Annotated in this window: 14 protein-coding genes and 1 pseudogene; 9 read left to right on the top strand and 6 right to left on the bottom strand. The window is 63.0% G+C overall.

Annotated elements, in window-relative coordinates:
* The first annotated feature begins 199 nt into the window (after positions 1 to 199).
* From J8I82_RS13180 to J8I82_RS39595, 5 genes and pseudogenes are all read left to right on the top strand, one after another.
* Positions 200 to 1,789 carry an ATP-binding response regulator gene (locus tag J8I82_RS13180; RefSeq protein WP_209758068.1) on the top strand — a complete coding sequence of 530 codons (1,590 nt, stop codon included), beginning with the start codon at positions 200 to 202 and terminating at the stop codon, positions 1,787 to 1,789.
* Positions 1,790 to 1,793: 4 nt separating this feature from the next.
* Positions 1,794 to 2,981: an adenylate/guanylate cyclase domain-containing protein gene (locus J8I82_RS13175; protein WP_209758059.1), complete on the top strand. Its 1,188-nt coding sequence runs from the start codon at positions 1,794 to 1,796 to the stop codon at positions 2,979 to 2,981.
* A gap of 540 nt (positions 2,982 to 3,521) precedes the next feature.
* Positions 3,522 to 3,812: a hypothetical protein gene (locus J8I82_RS13170; RefSeq protein ID WP_336620898.1), complete on the top strand. Its 291-nt coding sequence runs from the start codon at positions 3,522 to 3,524 to the stop codon at positions 3,810 to 3,812.
* A gap of 539 nt (positions 3,813 to 4,351) precedes the next feature.
* Positions 4,352 to 5,631, top strand: a pseudogene (locus J8I82_RS39065) (Tn3 family transposase); the annotation flags it as partial.
* A gap of 53 nt (positions 5,632 to 5,684) precedes the next feature.
* Complete coding sequence (locus J8I82_RS39595) at positions 5,685 to 5,849, top strand: hypothetical protein (RefSeq protein ID WP_245179703.1); 165 nt, start codon at positions 5,685 to 5,687, stop codon at positions 5,847 to 5,849.
* A gap of 181 nt (positions 5,850 to 6,030) precedes the next feature.
* Here J8I82_RS39595 and J8I82_RS13160 read toward each other — a convergent pair whose 3' ends face one another.
* The 6 genes from J8I82_RS13160 to J8I82_RS13135 are packed head-to-tail and all read right to left on the bottom strand — an operon-like array spanning position 6,031 to position 11,322.
* Positions 6,031 to 6,468 carry a universal stress protein gene (locus tag J8I82_RS13160; protein WP_209758057.1) on the bottom strand — a complete coding sequence of 146 codons (438 nt, stop codon included), beginning with the start codon at positions 6,466 to 6,468 and terminating at the stop codon, positions 6,031 to 6,033.
* Positions 6,469 to 6,509: 41 nt separating this feature from the next.
* Positions 6,510 to 7,355 carry an ABC transporter ATP-binding protein gene (locus J8I82_RS13155; RefSeq protein WP_209758055.1) on the bottom strand — a complete coding sequence of 282 codons (846 nt, stop codon included), beginning with the start codon at positions 7,353 to 7,355 and terminating at the stop codon, positions 6,510 to 6,512.
* Positions 7,352 to 8,098, bottom strand: coding sequence for an ABC transporter ATP-binding protein (locus J8I82_RS13150; protein ID WP_209758053.1), 747 nt, complete (start codon positions 8,096 to 8,098; stop codon positions 7,352 to 7,354). The genes J8I82_RS13155 and J8I82_RS13150 overlap by 4 nt, the downstream gene beginning before the upstream one ends.
* Positions 8,095 to 9,117 carry a branched-chain amino acid ABC transporter permease gene (locus tag J8I82_RS13145; RefSeq protein ID WP_245179702.1) on the bottom strand — a complete coding sequence of 341 codons (1,023 nt, stop codon included), beginning with the start codon at positions 9,115 to 9,117 and terminating at the stop codon, positions 8,095 to 8,097. Before J8I82_RS13145 ends, J8I82_RS13150 begins: the two co-directional genes overlap by 4 nt.
* Entirely contained in the window at positions 9,114 to 10,010 is an 897-nt protein-coding gene (locus tag J8I82_RS13140) for a branched-chain amino acid ABC transporter permease (RefSeq protein ID WP_209758051.1), read from the bottom strand. The genes J8I82_RS13145 and J8I82_RS13140 overlap by 4 nt, the downstream gene beginning before the upstream one ends.
* Before the next feature lie 28 nt (positions 10,011 to 10,038).
* The gene (locus tag J8I82_RS13135) at positions 10,039 to 11,322 is read right to left on the bottom strand and encodes an amino acid ABC transporter substrate-binding protein (RefSeq protein WP_209758049.1); all 1,284 of its coding nucleotides are present in this window, start codon (positions 11,320 to 11,322) and stop codon (positions 10,039 to 10,041) included.
* 191 nt (positions 11,323 to 11,513) lie between these two features.
* Between J8I82_RS13135 and J8I82_RS13130 the strand changes: the two genes are divergently transcribed.
* The 4 genes from J8I82_RS13130 to J8I82_RS13115 are packed head-to-tail and all read left to right on the top strand — an operon-like array spanning position 11,514 to position 15,751.
* Positions 11,514 to 12,905 (top strand): ABC transporter substrate-binding protein, encoded by a 1,392-nt coding sequence (locus tag J8I82_RS13130; protein ID WP_209758047.1) that lies wholly within the window; start codon positions 11,514 to 11,516, stop codon positions 12,903 to 12,905.
* A 17-nt stretch (positions 12,906 to 12,922) separates the two neighbouring features.
* Positions 12,923 to 13,951: an ABC transporter ATP-binding protein gene (locus J8I82_RS13125; protein WP_209758044.1), complete on the top strand. Its 1,029-nt coding sequence runs from the start codon at positions 12,923 to 12,925 to the stop codon at positions 13,949 to 13,951.
* Entirely contained in the window at positions 13,948 to 14,895 is a 948-nt protein-coding gene (locus J8I82_RS13120) for a carbohydrate ABC transporter permease (protein WP_284183060.1), read from the top strand. Before J8I82_RS13125 ends, J8I82_RS13120 begins: the two co-directional genes overlap by 4 nt.
* A gap of 1 nt (position 14,896) precedes the next feature.
* The gene (locus J8I82_RS13115) at positions 14,897 to 15,751 is read left to right on the top strand and encodes a carbohydrate ABC transporter permease (protein ID WP_209758042.1); all 855 of its coding nucleotides are present in this window, start codon (positions 14,897 to 14,899) and stop codon (positions 15,749 to 15,751) included.
* Positions 15,752 to 15,944 lie beyond the last annotated feature (193 nt).

Genomic DNA, 15,944 nt, shown 5'->3' with positions numbered 1-15,944 from the left:
TCTCCCAACTACGAGAAGGTGACGTTCTGTCGACCCGTGATCCGGCTATAGAGGTCTTCCCGCTTGTTACCTTGAACCGGCAGTGGCAAAGCGTATTCTGGTTAGTGCCCTTTTAGCTATGCTGACTTCAGCCGGTCGCGAGCGGCCTGACCTCTCATAGAGGTCCCTGCGTTGTTCCGACGGCTGCAGGTGATGAATCATGCGCAAGCAGCCTTCCGACCGATCAGCAAAGGATCGTTCCCTGGCGCCCGACCTTCGGGAGGGCGAACTGCACTTCAGATTGCTCGCGGACGGGATACCGCACATGGTGTTGACCGCCAATCCGGATGGCTGGTTTGATTACTGCAACCAGCGATGGGCAAGATATACCGGACTGAGCCTCGAGCAGACCCAAGCCGGCGCGTGGAGAACGGCCATACACCCCGAAGATCTGGAAAAAGTCGACCGATGGTTGGACGCCGTTGCGAGCGGGTGTGAATACGAGATTGAATACCGTCTGAGAAGGGCATCCGATGGTGCCTATCGATGGCACCTCGAGCGCGGGGCACCCCTTAAGGACGCCGACGGAAATATCGTGAAATGGCTGGCATCCTGCACCGACATCGAAGAACAAAAACAGGCGCAAGCAGCGGCTGAGAGCGCCAACCGCACAAAGTCGGAATTCCTCTCAAGCATGAGCCATGAGTTGCGAAATCCCTTGAACGCCATTCTCGGCTTCGCGCAGTTGATGTCCTCCGAGTCTCCGCCGCCCTCCCCATCGCAGCAGGCCAGCATCGACCAGATCCTCAAGGCAGGCTGGCATTTGCTGGAACTGATCAATGAGGTGCTTGATCTCGCCAAGATAGAGGCTGGACAGGCGTCGCTGTCCCCGGAGCCGGTGTCGGTCGTTGACACCTTGCACGAATGTCACTCGATGCTCGAGCAACAGGCGTTGAAGCGCGCGGTTCGCATGCGATTTCCCTTGCTCGATTCACCGTGTTTCGTCCGTGCTGACAGGACCCGCCTGAAGCAGATTCTGCTTAACCTGCTTTCCAATGCCATCAAGTACAACCGAGACCAGGGAACAGTCGAGGTGCAAGTGACGATGGGGGATCGCGTTCGCGTCAGCGTGCGCGACACCGGCCCGGGACTGGCACCGGATCGGCTGGCACAATTATTCCAGCCGTTCAACCGGCTTGGGTACGAGGCCGGCCCCGTGGAGGGCACGGGCATTGGCCTCGTTGTCGCCAAGCGGCTGGCCGAACTGATGGGAGGAACCATTGGCATCGAAAGTACGGTTGGCGTGGGCAGCGTATTCTGGGTCGAACTTCCCGTTGCACGCGCGCCGGAAATGACTGGTGAGAGCGCAGAGCCAGCGGTACCGGCCCAGCCGCAATCGGAGGGTACCTCGTCGATGCATACCCTGTTGTATGTCGAAGACAACCCCGCCAACCTGAAGCTCGTTGAGCAACTCATTTCGCGCCTGCCAGATGTGCGCCTGCTGACCGCGGTCACCGGGACGCTCGGCGTCGAACTCGCGCGCACGTCGCTGCCGGATCTGATCCTGATGGATATCCATCTGCCAGACATCAACGGCATCGAAGCACTGCGACTCCTGCGCGAAGACCCGAAGACGGCGCGCATTCCAGTCATCGCCCTCAGTGCCAATGCGATGCCGCGCGACATCGAGAAGGGCATGGAAGCCGGATTCTTCCGGTACCTGACCAAGCCGATCAAGCTCAATGAGTTCATGGACGCACTGAACGCTGCCTTGGAACAGCCGCAAGGGGGGACGGATTGGAGTCCATGAAGCCATGATCAGCGCATCGGACATTCTGGCAGCGAAGATCCTGGTCGTTGACGATCTGGAGGCCAATGTCCTGCTGCTCGAACAGATGCTGCGTGGGGCCGGCTATGTATGCGTTGCGTCGACCACGGACCCGCGCATGGTTTGCGAGCTGCACAGCAGGAACCACTATGACCTGATCCTGCTTGATCTGCAGATGCCCGGCATGGATGGGTTCGGAGTCATGGAAAAGCTCAAGGAAGTCCAGGCGGACAGCTACCTTCCGGTGATCGTCATCACCGCCCAGCCCGATCACAAAGTGCGCGCACTGCAAGCGGGTGCGAAAGACTTCGTCAGCAAGCCGTTTGACCTGGCAGAGGTACTGACGCGGGTTCGAAATATGCTGGAAGTGCGTCTGCTGCACGAGGAGTCGTTGAAGTACGGCAAAGCGCTTGAGCAGAAGGTGCGCGAACTGGAAGCGAGCCGGGAGACAATCGTTCGCCAGAGTGATGAGCTCAGACAACTCTATGAGAAGCTTGTTTGCGAGCAGCAGGTGACCGGTCGACTGCTTCTCAACGTGCTGCCCGCCCCCATTGCCGAGCGGCTTAAACTGCGTTCCGATCTCGTCGCCACCGGCCCACCAGAAATCATCGCCGACAAATTCCCGGAAGTATCGGTGTTGTTTGCAGACATCGTGCAATTCACCCGTTTCTCCCCCAGCATGAGTCCTGAACGACTGGTGGCGGTGCTGAACGAGATATTTGCGGACTTTGACAATATCGCAGACAGCCGGGGGCTCGAAAAGATCAAGACCATCGGCGACGCCTACATGGCAGCCGCCGGGCTACCCGTCCCTGCGGCAGACCATGCGGTGCGGGCCGCCCATATGGCCTTGGACATGATTGAGTCGCTGGGCCGGTTCAATGCGCGAAGCGGCTACAACCTGCAGTTGCGAGTGGGCATCCACAGCGGTGCTGTCGTAGCCGGCGTGATCGGGAGGAGAAAGTTCATCTATGACCTGTGGGGTGATACCGTGAACATTGCCAGCCGGATGGAATCGCACGGCGTAGTCGGTCGCGTTCAGGTCACGGAAGCTACGCGGCAGCAGCTTGGGGCATCATTCGTGCTCGAAGAGCGCGGTTTGATTGCAGCAAAGGGCGTTGGTGACATGCATACGTGGCTTCTGGTTGGGAGAACCACCGAGGCGAGCGGCTAAGGGCCGCTAACAAAATGGCCGGCGGTTCTGCCCCCCTACCCGAGGGGCGGCCGGAGTTCGCAATTATGCTCTGCAGCGCATACAGTTGAATGCTGCGCTCGGCCAGCGCGGCGGGAGCAGCGGCGCGGTCTGCCTCGGCCTTGTCCATGCGCCACGTGCCGGTGACTCGTCCAGCCGCGCGAGCATCTGCCCCGCGCAAACCCGGTCACCCACCTCCACCTAAATGGCCACCACCCGGGCGGCAGCCTTGACCACGGCTGCGAGGACGGTGATGCCGACAGTGGGCTGGGAATGGGTACGCACAGCAAGCCGACCTGCCGGCTGCCGTAGGGCTATTTCGACTTCAAGGCGCGACGCAGGTCAAAGGGAGTCCCAGATCCGTTCGCTGTGTACGAAGTGCGGCGCTGCGCCGCCTGCACACGCGCCTGCAGGTGGCGCAGCGCCGACGGACTGGCGTAGTCCGTCGGCCGGCAGGCCGACTGGAACAACCGCATCGGGCGCTGGAACTCGCCAGTACCGGACCGTGGCCAGATTGTCGCCGTGGTGGGCGAGGCCGGGGTGGGCAAGTCGCGCCTGTTCCGCGACTTCAACGCTGTCTCGCGGCGGGGCTGCATGGTACTGGAGACATTCTCGGTCTCGCACGGCAAGTCCTTCGCCTACCTGCCGCTGATCGAGCTCGTGAAGAACTATTTTCGAATCCAGAACCAGGACGACGAACGGCAGCGCCACGAGAAGGTCGCTGGCAGGATGCTGATACTGGGCCGTACGATCGATGACGTGCTGCCCAGCATGCTCTATCTCAGCGAACTGGGTTCGGCTTTCCAAAGATGATGAGCTGATCCTGGCAAGTAGTTTTGGCGACCGAAGCAGCCTAGCAAGGCGTGAGCCTGAACCGACTAGTCTCGGCGCGCCTGGTAGCCTGACTGGGCGGCATCTTGCGCCGGTCTCCTATAGCCAGGCCCGAGTGCAACCGTCTGTTGTCCTGCTCATGCGCAGACTTAGCACACCGGCTTTCGCTGCCGCAGGAACGTTCCACCGCAATCCATCGACTTCGGCCTCGCGAAGTGGCTACTTCGAAAGCAAAGCCTCGCGCCTCGGAATCGTCCGAGTTTTGCGGCGTTACTGTGAAAGCGCCGGCTCCACATGAAGTCTTGCCGTCTTGGGCAAATTTATTTGATGACCTACTTCCCCGGTCCGGAGTTCGGCGGCTACTAACAATAGAAATTTCAATAAATTCAGTTGGCTAGCAGAGGCTGCTTCTATTTGATGGTCATTTGACGCGCAAGGCCGCAGATGCTTCTTGCGTATCTTTTTGTGCTCGGTCACATCGAGGCACTCCCCAGAGCCAGGTGATGCAGCCAGACTGGGCGGAGGAAATCGAGTGGGCGCAAGGCTTCGCGCGCACTGCTGAGAGGCGCCTCGCGCTGCTCGTCAACCTGAAGTGTTTCCAGATCCTGCGGCACTTTCCGGCAGTGGAGGCGGTTCCCGCCGAAGTCGTCGAGCGCGTGTCGGCCTGCCTGGGCATGGCACCGGTTCAGCGGATCACTATCCCGCCGCGCATACCGCGCTCTATCGGCATCACAAGGTGATCCGCACCTTGCTGGGCATCAAGTCGTACACCGATGCCCAGACGCGCCTCGTCGCGATCCGACTTGCCGAGGAAGCCGCCGGCGTGGTGGACACACGCGTGGACATCATCAACATCACGATAGATGAACTGGTTCGGCTGGGCTACGAGCTGCCCGCCTTCAGGACGCTCGATGAGATCGCGGAGCAGGCCCATGCCGTGGCCGAAGCCGCGCTCCATCGCCACATCGCGCAGCGCCTGTCCGCCGACCAGCGCCAATGGCTCGATCAACTGCTGGAAACCGAGTTGCCGGCGCGGCGCTCGCTCTATCAGCAGATCAAGCGATCCGCAAAAAAGGCGACGCGCAAACACCTCGACCTGGTGCTGGACCAGTTGAAGTGGCTCGAATCGCTGCCTGACAACGACACGCTGCTCGACAGCGTCCCGGCCACCAAACTGAAACACTTGGCAAACATGGCATCGGCCCTCGACGCGGGTGACATGAAGGACTTCCGGCCGGCCAGGCGACACTTACCTCCCTCGGCCATTGCCTTGCAAGCCGCCATCGACAGCCGTCTCGTGCCGCGCAACCTGCTGGACTTCCTCGCCAACATCGAGCACTGGACTGGGTTCACCCGCCATTTCGGGCCGCAGTCCGGGGATGATCCGAAACTGCGCAACGCGCGCGAACGCTACCTGCTTACCGTCTTTGCCATGGGTTGCAACCTGGGCCCCAACCAGGCGGCGCGGCACTTGTCGAACGGCGTGACGCCACATCAATTGTCGTACGTGAATCAGCGCCACATGGGCCTGGAGCAGCTGGACAGTGCTTGCCGTGACCTGACCGAGCTGTATCTGCGCCTTGATTTGCCGAAGCTGTGGGGCGAAGGCAAGAAGGTGGCCGCCGACGGCACCCAGTATGACGTCTACGAGCAGAACCTTCTGGTGGGCATGCATTTCCGTTACCGCCGCATGGGTGCCGTGGCCTACCGGCATGTGGCCGACAACTACATCGCGGTGTTCCGCCACTTCATACCGCCAGGCGTGCTGGAGGCCATCTATGTCATTGAGGGCTTGCTGCAGAATACGGTCGATATGATGCGGATCATGCAAGACCTTCACGCGCCGGAAAACCAGTGTCCGCCGCCGATGTCGCCTTCATGAGCCCTTATGGCACGACCGGGGTCAAGCGCTTCGGGAACTACCACCTCGATTTGAAGAGGCCGCCGGAAGCTTGGCTCAAGGAATCCTTGTTCCGCCAAGCCATGAAACGAGCGCGCGCCGACACCGGCGATGGTTGAGCAGCAACAACAAACCCGAGCCGCTGGAACAGTTGACACCACGTAACTAATCGCATAAAGGCGGCGTTCTTTATTACTTTTAGTGTTAAGTGTCATTTCCGGCTTTATTCCGGCATGACCCCTTCTATGTTGAGAAGAAGTGGGTCAAGGTATTTTCACGTCGGAAGCCAGCGGACCTCCATTAGCGGTAGACCAGCACCGGAATTTTCGTATGCGTCAGTACCCGCTGCGTCTCGCTGCCGATCAGCAGCGCCTGCAACCCGCGCCGCCCGTGCGATGCCATCACAATCAGGTCGCATTTCCTCGCCTCGGCCTCGTCCAGGATGGCCTGGAAGATATGGTCGCCGGTCAGGCAAACGGTATCGCAGGTTACGCCTGCCGCGGCGGCCTCGTTCGCAATCGACGCCAGGTACTCCTCGGCCTGCCGGTACGCTTCCTCCATGTAGCGCGCCCGGGTGTCCTGCAGCAGGGCCGTCTGCAGGCGCATCACGTCGTAGTGTGCGACGACCTGCATGGCCGTGATGCTGGCCTTCAGCGGCCGGGCCAGTTCGATGGCCTTGCGGTACGCCGTATCGGACAAGGCCGAGCCGTCGACCGCCACGAGCATGTGCTTGACCATTTTCGTCTCCTTTCAAGGCGGTGCCCGAACACTGGCAAAGATCAGGCCCCGAGAAACAGCCGGCCTACCTCGGCGTCATGGCTCAGGTCGGCGCCGGGGCCGGCCATGGCGAGCTGCCCGGCCACGAGGACGTAGCCAAGGTCGGCAAAAGCGAGCCCCTTGCGGGCGTTCTGCTCGACCAGGATGATGGTCTTGCCGTCCTCTTGCTGCAGCTGGCGCAGCAGTGCGAACACCATTTCGATGTAGCGCGGCTCAAGTCCGATCGAGGGTTCGTCCACCAGCAGCACGGCAGGATCCATCATCAGCGCGCGAGAAATCTCCAGTAACCTGCGTTCTCCGCCGGAGAGAACGCTGGCGCGCTCGTTGCGGCGCTGAGCCAGCGCGACGTGGCGCTGGAATATGCGCTCTGCCACCGCCGCGGCGTCGCGCGGGTCGCGCATCAGGTAGGCGCCCATCAAAAGGTTTTCCTCGACCGTCATGTCGGGAAAGATCGAGCTTTCCTGCAGCACATAAGCCACGCCCGCGTGCCGCAGCTTCTGCTCGGCGCGAAGGTGCGTGACCGGCTTGCCGTCGACGCTGATGGTGCCCGCCATAACCCGGGCCAGGCCGTAGATGGCGCGCAGCACCGTGGACTTGCCGGCGCCGTTCGGGCCGATCAGGCACAGCGAGCCGCCGCGCGCCACGCGCAGGCTGAAGCCGTGCAGGATCTCCATGCCTCCGTAGCCGGCCACCAGGTCGTCGACTGCGACCATTGGCGCGGCGCCGGCCAGCTGCTCGAGCTGCGCGACGGTTGGCGCAGACCGCGCGAAGGCGGTGGCGATCTTGGCGGCAGCCGCATGTGCTGGCGGCTGCGTCAGTGGCGGCGCCGTATCGCGTATCGCATTCATGGTTGCGCCCCAAGGTAGGCCTCGATCACCGCGCGGTTGGCAGCGATCTGCGCCGGCGAGCCCTGCGCCAGCACCTCGCCATGCGCGAGGCAATAAACGTGGCCGGCCAGTTGCATCATGACCCGCATATTGTGTTCGATCACCAGCAGCGTGAGGCCGAGCCGCGCATTGATGTCGCGCAGCAGCGCGATCAGGCTCTCGATCATCACGGGGTTAACGCCAGCGGTGGGTTCGTCCAGCAGCAACAGCCTCGGTTCGTTCATCAGGGCCATGCCGATCTCGAGCAGCTTTTGCTGGCCGAACGACAGATCGCCGGCGTGCTGTTCCGTGTGTTCCTGCAGGCCGACAAGGCGCAGGATCTCGCTTGCCCGTGCCATCACCGCCGGCGGCTGCCCCGCGCACATCGCGGCGAGGCCTTCGTGTACGTGCGGCACGCTGACCAGCAGATTCTGCAGGCAGGTCATCTTGTTGAATACCCGGGTCTGCTGGAAAGTGCGCACCAGCCCAAGGCGCGCAATCCCAGGTACGCGCAGCCGCGAGATCTCGCGCCCCTCGAATGCGATCGACCCCGTGTCGATGGGGTGGTAGCCGACGATGGAATTGAACAGCGTCGTCTTGCCCGAGCCGTTCGGCCCGATCAGTCCCACGATGGCGCCATGCGGCACCGCCAGAGAGACGCTATGGTTGGCGACCACGCCGCCAAAGCGCTTGGTGACGTCGCGCACTGCAAGCAGGTCGGTCATGGCGCGGCACCCCCGGTGAGGTTGCGGCGGTTTGCCCTGGTCTCGTGCAGCCAGCCCATGATGCCGGTCGGGAACAGCACCACGATCAGCACGATCAACACGCCCAGCGCCACGCGCTGCCAGTTCAGCAGGTAGGTCCAGAACAGCTCCTGCGTGAGGTGGAAGAGGGCGGCGCCGATCACGGGCCCCCACAGCGTGCCCTTGCCGCCCAGGATCGCCATCACCACCATCCAGACGCCGAAGGTGGCCCCGGCAAAGGCCAGCTCGCGCGGATCGATGAAGCCCACCAGGTTGCCCGTCAGCGCGCCCGCCATGCCGAGGAAGAGGGCACAGACGCACCAGGCCAGGATCTTGTAGCGCGTGGTATGCAGTCCGAGCGCTTCGGCCTTGTCTTCGTCGTCGCGGATGGCGTTGAGCGCCAGGCCGAACGGGCGCGCATAGAGCCAGCGAAGCGTCAGCAGGGTGACGGCGGCCAGCGCCAGCATTGCGTAGTAGTAGAACGGCTCGCGGCTGCCGGCCGCGCCCGGGAACAAGGGCAGCGCCATGCCCGATCCCGCGCCGATGAAATCCCAGCCGGCGGCGGCATCGGCAAAGGCGATGCCAAGACCCAGGGTCCCGATGGCGAAGTAGTGGCCGCGCAGGGCCAGCATGGCCGGTCCCAACGCCAGCGCTACCACGATCGCGGCCAGCGCGGCCAGCCCGGTCCCCGCCGCCAGACCGGAGAAGTATCCCAGCCCGAAGTCGCGCTGTGCCACCGCGCACACATAGGCCCCCACGCCGAAGAAGACGATGTTGCCAAATGAGTTGTAGCCCATTTGCCCGCCCATCACGTCCCACGTCAGTGCAAACAGCACCATCAGCCAGAGAAAAGTCAGCTGCGTGGTGACGCCGCGGAACAGCCACGGCGCCGCGAGCGCGCCGATGCCGCCGGCGAGCAGAGCCAGCCAGGTGACCAGGTAGACGTGGTTCGCCGCCACATCCGCTTCGAGCCGGCGTGCGCCGCGCAGGTGGATCTTCATCGCAGGTAGCCTCGATGGCGGCGCTGCATCAGGTTGCGGCTGACCAGGATTGCGACCAACAGGGCATAAAGGAAGGCGGTCTGGTATTCGGCGCCCAGCAGGAACCCGGCGTAGTTCTCGGCGATGCCAAGCCCGCCAGCGGCACCAAGGACTGGCAGCATGCTGCCCAGGCCGGCAACCACCACGATCATGAAGGCGCGCACGGTATAGGGCAGGCCCAGGTACGGATGGATGATCCAGGTCATCGCCACCAGTCCGCCGGCCGCACCGCAGATGGCCGCATTCAAGGCGAAGGTCGTGGCATACACGCGATCCGTGTCCACACCCAGCACGCGGGCGGCGCGGGCGTTCTGCGCGGTGGCGCGGATTGCCTGGCCCCGTCGGGAATGTCGCAGGAACAGCATCAGCGCGGCGCCCAGCGCGAGTGCCGCGGCAAACGCAGCCAGCTTGACCTTCGGTACCACCAGTCCGCCGGGCAGGAACAGGCTGCCGAAGCCCGCATCGAGCGTGCGCACGTCCGCGCCGAAGACAAGGTTGGCAAGCTGCTGCAGCACGATGCTCAGGCCGAAGGTGGCCAGCACCGAGACAAAGAGATCGCGCTCGACCAGCCGGAAGATGACGATGCGGTAGAGTCCCCAACCCACTGCATACATCAACGCCGCGGCAAGCGGTACCGCCAGCGGCGCGGGCATGCCCCGCCCGACGAGCCAGATCACCATGTAGCCGCCCAGCATCACCAGCTCGCCCTGCGCCACGTTGATCAGATTCATCACGCCCCAGACCAGCGCCATGCCATAGGCGGCCAGCGCGAAGATCGCGCCGGCCAGCAGGCCATCCACCACGAGCTGCGCGTTCAGCTCGGGACTCTGTAGCAGCACCGTCAGGTCTGTCATCGGCGTCGGGCCGCGATGCAGCGGCTCCCTACTTGCGCTTGGCCCAGGACGGTGCCGGATAGATGACCTTCGACGAAGCCCACTTGCCCGGCGCGACCACCTTGAACTGGCCGTCCTGTACCTGGTACAACACCATCGACTTGGCGATGTTCTTGCCGCTCTGGTCAAACTTGAGCGGGCCGTAGAACGTCATCAGGTCGGTCCTGGCCAGCGCCTCGCGGACCTTTTCCGTATCGAACGAGCCGGCACGCTCGAAGGCGTCGGCGAAGGCCAGCACCGCGGCGCTAGACTCGGCCGCCTGGTAAGGCGCCTCGTAGCGGTACTCCTTTTCGAAGCGCTGCGCGTACTGGTCGGCGGTGCCGAACCAGCGGTCCTTGTAGCTCAGCGTGCGGTCCCATTGCGAGCCGCACACCACGAACTCTGCGCCCTTGCCGAACTTCTCGATGATCTGCGCGGAATCGCAGTGGGTCAGCGCCAGCATCGGCACGTCGAGGCGCATTTCAGATACCTGCCGCACCGCCAGCGTCGCGCCCTTTTCATGGCCTGACACCACCAGGATGTCCGGCTTGAGCGCCTTTACCTTGGCCAGCGTGACCGACATGTCGTTCAGTTCTGGCGGCAGCTTCTCGTCGATCACCACCTGCATGCCCAGGCGTTTCGCGTCTTCGGCCACGCCGTCGCGCACGTCCTGCGAGAAGTTGTCGTTCTCGATGGCGATGGCCACCTTCAGGCTCTTCGGTGACTTGCCGGCGCGCTGCACCTCCTCCGCGGCAAGGTTGATGGCAGCGCGCAGGTAATAATCCGAGGTATTGAGCACCGCGAACATATAGCGGTAGCCCTGCGTGAACAGGTTGCGGTCTGCGCCGTTGCCCTCGACCATCGGAATCTTGTACTTCTCCGTGATCGGGGCGATAGCCTTGGTCAGCCCGGAGCTGTAGGGTCCCAGCACGAACTTCACGCCGTCCTGGCTGATCAGGCGCTCGGCCAACTGCGCGCCCCGCGCCGAGGTGGATTCGTCGTCGTAGTAAAGGACCTTCAGCTGGTAGGCCTTGCCGCCGACCTTGACGCCGCCCATCTCATTGACACGCTTCACGGCGAGGTTGTAGCCGTCCTGGGTGTTTTTGCCGTTGGTGGAGTACTTGCCCGTGAGCGAGACCGCGGCACCGAGGATAATGGTGTCGCCCTCCACCTTGGCTGCGGCGGGGACAGTCACCGCCAGGCCAAGTCCGGCCAGGGCCCAGATGCAGGCATGGCGTAAAGGGATAGCCGGCCCGGCACCGGCTGGCGGGCTTTGTTCGGACGCGTGTTTCATATCACCTCCTCACTCTCTCTAACGTAGGACCCATTTCCGAAAGGGGAAGTGCCGTATGTCACGGGCCCATCACTTCATGATGTGTGCCGGGATTCCCTATTCATGAAATGAGGCCTACGCTTGAGGTGATCAGACAGATCGTTGCTCGACCGGGATGGGAGCCGACCGCTTTCTCGCAAGAGGAGATAGCCATGGCCAAGACAGCGCATCCAGGTGGACCCGACATTGCAGTCGCCACCAGCAGCCATACGAATACCAACACCGGCAGGCGCAGCTTCATCCGGGCCACCGGCGCCGTCGGGCTTGCCGCCGGCCTTGGGCCTTTCTTGATCACGCGCCACGCCCACGCCGCGAAGCGCACGCTGAAGATCCTGCAGTGGAACCACTTCGTGCCAGGCTACGACAAGTGGTTCGACGACACCTATGTGAAGGAGTGGGGCCAGAAGAACGATACCGAGGTGGTGGTCGACCACGTCGGCATCCCCGCGCTGGCCACGCGCGCGGCGGCGGAAGTGTCGGCGCAGAAGGGGCATGACCTCTTCATGTTTCTGTCGCCGCCGCCGGTGTACGAGGAACAGGTCATCGATCATCGCGAGATCTACGAGGAGTGCCAGCGCAAGCATGGCAAGCCGGTGGAGCTAGCGATCAAGAGCACCTATAACCCGAAGACGAAGAAGTACTTCGGCTTCTCCGACAGCTTCGTGCCAGACCCGATCAACTTCCGCAAGGACCTGTGGGACGAGGCCGGCATGAAGCCACCCGACACCTGGCTGGATGTCCTGGCCGCGGGGCGCAAGATCAAGATCAGCCGCGGCATCCCAGTCGGCGTTGGGCTGTCGGCGGAGCTCGACACCGCGATGGCGATGCGCGCCATCCTGTATGCTTTCGGTGGTTCGATCCAGGATGACCGGCATACCGTGGTGCTGAACTCGAAGAACACCCTGGAAGCGGTCAAGTTCGTCAAGGCACTGTATCAGGAGACGATGACCCCGGAAGTGTTGGCCTGGGACCCGTCGTCCAACAACCGCGCCATGCTGGCCGGCAAGATCTCGCTGTGCCTGAACGCCATCTCCATCACTCGCGAGGCCGAGAACAAGAACCTGCCGATCGGGCGCGACATCTGGCTGACGCAGGCGCTGCAGGGGCCGGTGCGGCGCATCGCGCTGGAGCACGTGATGGACTGCTACGTGATCTGGAAGTTCGCCGAGAACATCGCTGGGGCGAAGAAGTTCCTGGTCGACTATATCGACAATTTCAGGCAGGGCTTCCTGGGCAGCGAGTTCTACAACTTCCCGTGCTTCCTCAGCACCGTGCCCGATCTGCAGAAGCTGATCGCGGACGACCAGAAGGCCACGCCGCGCGATAAGTACAAGGTCCTCGGTGCGCTGATGAACCAAGCGACCAATGTCGGCTATCCCGGCTACGCCAACGCGGCCGTCGACGAGATCTTCAATACGTGGGTGCTCAACACCATGTTTGCCAAGGCAGCCACGGGCGACGAGACCCCGGAGAATGCCGTCCGCATTGCTGACGCCGCCTGCAAGCGCATCTTTGCCAAGTGGCGCGACAAGGGCATGGTGTAGCGCTATCGTGACTGTCTATGGCTTCGGTGGAAGTTCGCTCGCTCACCAAGCATTTCGATGGCGCCAATGCGGTCGACAACGTCGATCTTGGCGCCCGAGATGCCGAGTTCCTGGTCCTGCTGGGGCCTTCCGGTTCCGGCAAGACCACGCTCCTGCGCCTGATTGCGGGGCTCGAGGCGCCGAGCCGCGGCGACATCCTGGTAGACGGGTGTGTCGTCACATCGCTGCCGCCACGGCTGCGCAATATGGCCATGGTGTTCCAGAGCTATGCCTTGTACCCGCACCTCAACGTGTTCGACAACATCGCGTTTCCGCTACGGGCCCGGCATATGTCGCGCGAGGAGACCGAGCGCAAGGTGGATTGGGCAGCGCAGCTGTTCGGCATCGACCATCTGCTGCAGCGCAAGCCGCGCCAGCTCTCCGGCGGGGAACGCCAGCGGGTGGCGCTGGCGCGCGCGGTGGTGCGCGAGCCAGTGGCGTTCCTGCTTGACGAGCCCTTGTCCAATCTCGACGCCAAGCTGCGCACTTCGGCGCGCGACGAACTGCAGCGCTTCCAGCGCCGGCTGGCCATCACCACTATCTATGTCACGCACGACCAGATCGAGGCGCTGGGCCTAGGCGACCGCATCGCCATTCTCGATCACGGCAAGGTCCATCAGATCGGTACGCCGCAGCAGGTCTACGAGCATCCCGCCGATCTCTTCGTCGCCACCTTCATCGGCTCGCCGCCGATGAATTTGATTGAAGCCGACGGTGTCGTGACCGGCTTCCGGCCCGAGCATTTCCTGCCGCACGAAGCGTATCCCGGGGAGGCAGCGCTGCGATCCTTCGCGGTGGACGTGACGCGTATCGAGAACCTTGGCTCGGACCGTCTCGTCTATGGCAGGCTGGAGCCGCCACTGCCGCAGGCCAGCGTGGTGTCGCGCATTCCCTGCACGGTGACCGTTCCGATCGCGCCCGGCGGCGGACACCGCTTCGTGGTGCCCGAGCGCAAGCTGCGCCGCTTCGATGCCAGATCCGGCGCCAGCCTGGGAGAGCCACCGTGAAGCTGTTGCACATTGCCACCGGACACCCTGCGCAGGAAGGGGCGCGGCAGCCCGTGCCACGCCTAGCCGACGACGACCGCTGGCTCGGCCGCGTCATGCTCGCGCCAGCGGTAATCTACATCGCGCTGCTGGTCGGGTTTCCGTTCCTACTGTCGTTCTACTATAGCCTGACGGATGTCACGGTGGGCAGCCACGCGCTGAACTTCGTCGGGCTGCGAAACTTCAGGCGCGTGCTGGAGAGCAATACGTTCTGGCGCTCGCTGGGCAACGCGATGGTATTCACACTGGTGTCGCAGGTGCTGGTGGTGGTGCTGGGCAAGATGCTCGCCATGGCCCTGTACAGTGACTTCCGCGGCAAATGGCTGGTGCGCCTGCTGATCTTGCTGCCGTGGGTGGCGCCGATCTCGCTCGGCACCATCGGCTGGCTGTGGATCTTCGATCCGGTCTACAGCATCATCAACTGGATCCTGCGCGCAGTCGGGGTGCTGGGGCCGCATGGCGGTCCGGTGTGGCTCGGCCAGCCGGATCTGGCGATGGCATCGGTCATCGTGGTGGACGTTTGGCGGCTGCTGCCGCTGGCCACGGTGATCATCCTCGCCGGCCTGAGCGGCATCCCGCAGGACATTCACGACGCCGCCGAGATGGACGGGGCCGGCTTCTGGCGCCACCTGATCCTCATCAATATTCCGCTGGTGATGCCCATCATGCTGGTGGCGCTGCTTTTCGGCATCGTGTTCACCTTTACCGACATGATCATCATCTACGTGCTGACCCGCGGCGGGCCATACGACACCACGCAGGTGCTGGCCAGCCTGGCCTTCTTCACCGGCATACAGGGCGGTGACCTGGCGGAAGGCGCGGCGATCTCCCTGTTCCTGTTCCCGGTGCTGGTGGCGGTCGTGATCGTGCTGCTTACCATAGCGCGCCGCACGGAGGTGACCTAACATGCGTCCCGCTGCCATCACTTTCCGGCGCTGGGCCGCGCGCACCGCCCATTTCGGCATCATCGCCGCATTCGTGGCGTTCTGCGCGTTCCCGTTCTACTGGATGCTGATCACCACCTTCAAGGATGTGCACGACCTGATCAACACCGCCAACAACCCGTTCCTGTTTAATCTGCCACCCACGCTGGAGAACCTGCAGGTGCTGTTCGGCGAGACCCGCTATATGCGCTGGATGCTCAATACGCTGGTGGTGGCGGTCGGCGTGGTGCTGATCACACTGCTGCTGGCCGTACCCGCGGGCTACAGCCTGGCGCGCCTGTCAGGGCGCTGGGGCCGGCAGTGGGCCATCGGCATATTCCTGACCTACCTGATCCCGCCCACCATCCTGTTCATCCCGTTCTCGCGCATCATCGGCGCGCTTGGCCTGCAGGATTCGCTGTGGTCCCTGGTGCTGGTGTACCCCAGCTTTACGGTGCCGTTCTGCAGTTGGCTGATGATGGGGTTCTTCAAGGCGGTGCCGCGCGACATCGAAGAAGCTGCGATGATGGACGGACTAAGCCGCTTCGGCGCCTTCCTGAAAGTGGTGGTGCCGTTGTCGTCGAGCGGGATCCTGACTGTGGTCATCTTCAGCGCCACATTGGCAATGCAGGAGTTCGTCTATGCGTTGACCTTTATCACAAGTTCGTCGCAGTACACAGTGAGCGTGGGCGTGCCGACCTTTCTGGTGCGGGGTGATGTCTATTTCTGGGGCTCGCTGATGGGCGCGTGCCTGATCGTCAGCGTGCCGGTGGCGGCTCTCTACAACAGCTTCCTTGACCGCTTCGTGGCCGGGTTTACCGTTGGCGCGATCAAGTGAGCTCACTAGAGATCCTATGAGACAGGGGACCGTCGACAAGCGCCGATGCTTAAAATCAGCGTGTCGTGCGTGGCTCATAGAAGGAGCTTGCTGATTACCGGCGCCGCCCCCCTTTCTCCTCGCCGCATTCGCCTTGGCGAGCAGGAGGCCTTCTGCGAAGTTACTTGAAGGGAGACCGCGCCAAAGCAGGGCA

It is taken from the genome of Cupriavidus consociatus (genome assembly GCF_017814975.1).
In the GTDB taxonomy this organism is placed as follows: domain Bacteria; phylum Pseudomonadota; class Gammaproteobacteria; order Burkholderiales; family Burkholderiaceae; genus Cupriavidus; species Cupriavidus consociatus.
The sequence above is the reverse complement of the archived record's forward strand: the minus strand, read 5'-3'. Positions and strand labels throughout refer to the sequence as shown.

Coding starts and splice junctions, on each gene's coding strand:
- J8I82_RS13175 (WP_209758059.1), top strand. CDS start 1,794: ATGATCAGCGCATCGGACATTCTGGCAGCGAAGATCCTGGTCGTTGAC.
- J8I82_RS13160 (WP_209758057.1), bottom strand. CDS start 6,468: ATGGTCAAGCACATGCTCGTGGCGGTCGACGGCTCGGCCTTGTCCGAT.
- J8I82_RS13180 (WP_209758068.1), top strand. CDS start 200: ATGCGCAAGCAGCCTTCCGACCGATCAGCAAAGGATCGTTCCCTGGCG.
- J8I82_RS13125 (WP_209758044.1), top strand. CDS start 12,923: ATGGCTTCGGTGGAAGTTCGCTCGCTCACCAAGCATTTCGATGGCGCC.
- J8I82_RS13150 (WP_209758053.1), bottom strand. CDS start 8,098: ATGACCGACCTGCTTGCAGTGCGCGACGTCACCAAGCGCTTTGGCGGC.
- J8I82_RS13145 (WP_245179702.1), bottom strand. CDS start 9,117: ATGAAGATCCACCTGCGCGGCGCACGCCGGCTCGAAGCGGATGTGGCG.
- J8I82_RS13155 (WP_209758055.1), bottom strand. CDS start 7,355: ATGAATGCGATACGCGATACGGCGCCGCCACTGACGCAGCCGCCAGCA.
- J8I82_RS13130 (WP_209758047.1), top strand. CDS start 11,514: ATGGCCAAGACAGCGCATCCAGGTGGACCCGACATTGCAGTCGCCACC.
- J8I82_RS13115 (WP_209758042.1), top strand. CDS start 14,897: ATGCGTCCCGCTGCCATCACTTTCCGGCGCTGGGCCGCGCGCACCGCC.
- J8I82_RS13135 (WP_209758049.1), bottom strand. CDS start 11,322: ATGAAACACGCGTCCGAACAAAGCCCGCCAGCCGGTGCCGGGCCGGCT.
- J8I82_RS13140 (WP_209758051.1), bottom strand. CDS start 10,010: ATGACAGACCTGACGGTGCTGCTACAGAGTCCCGAGCTGAACGCGCAG.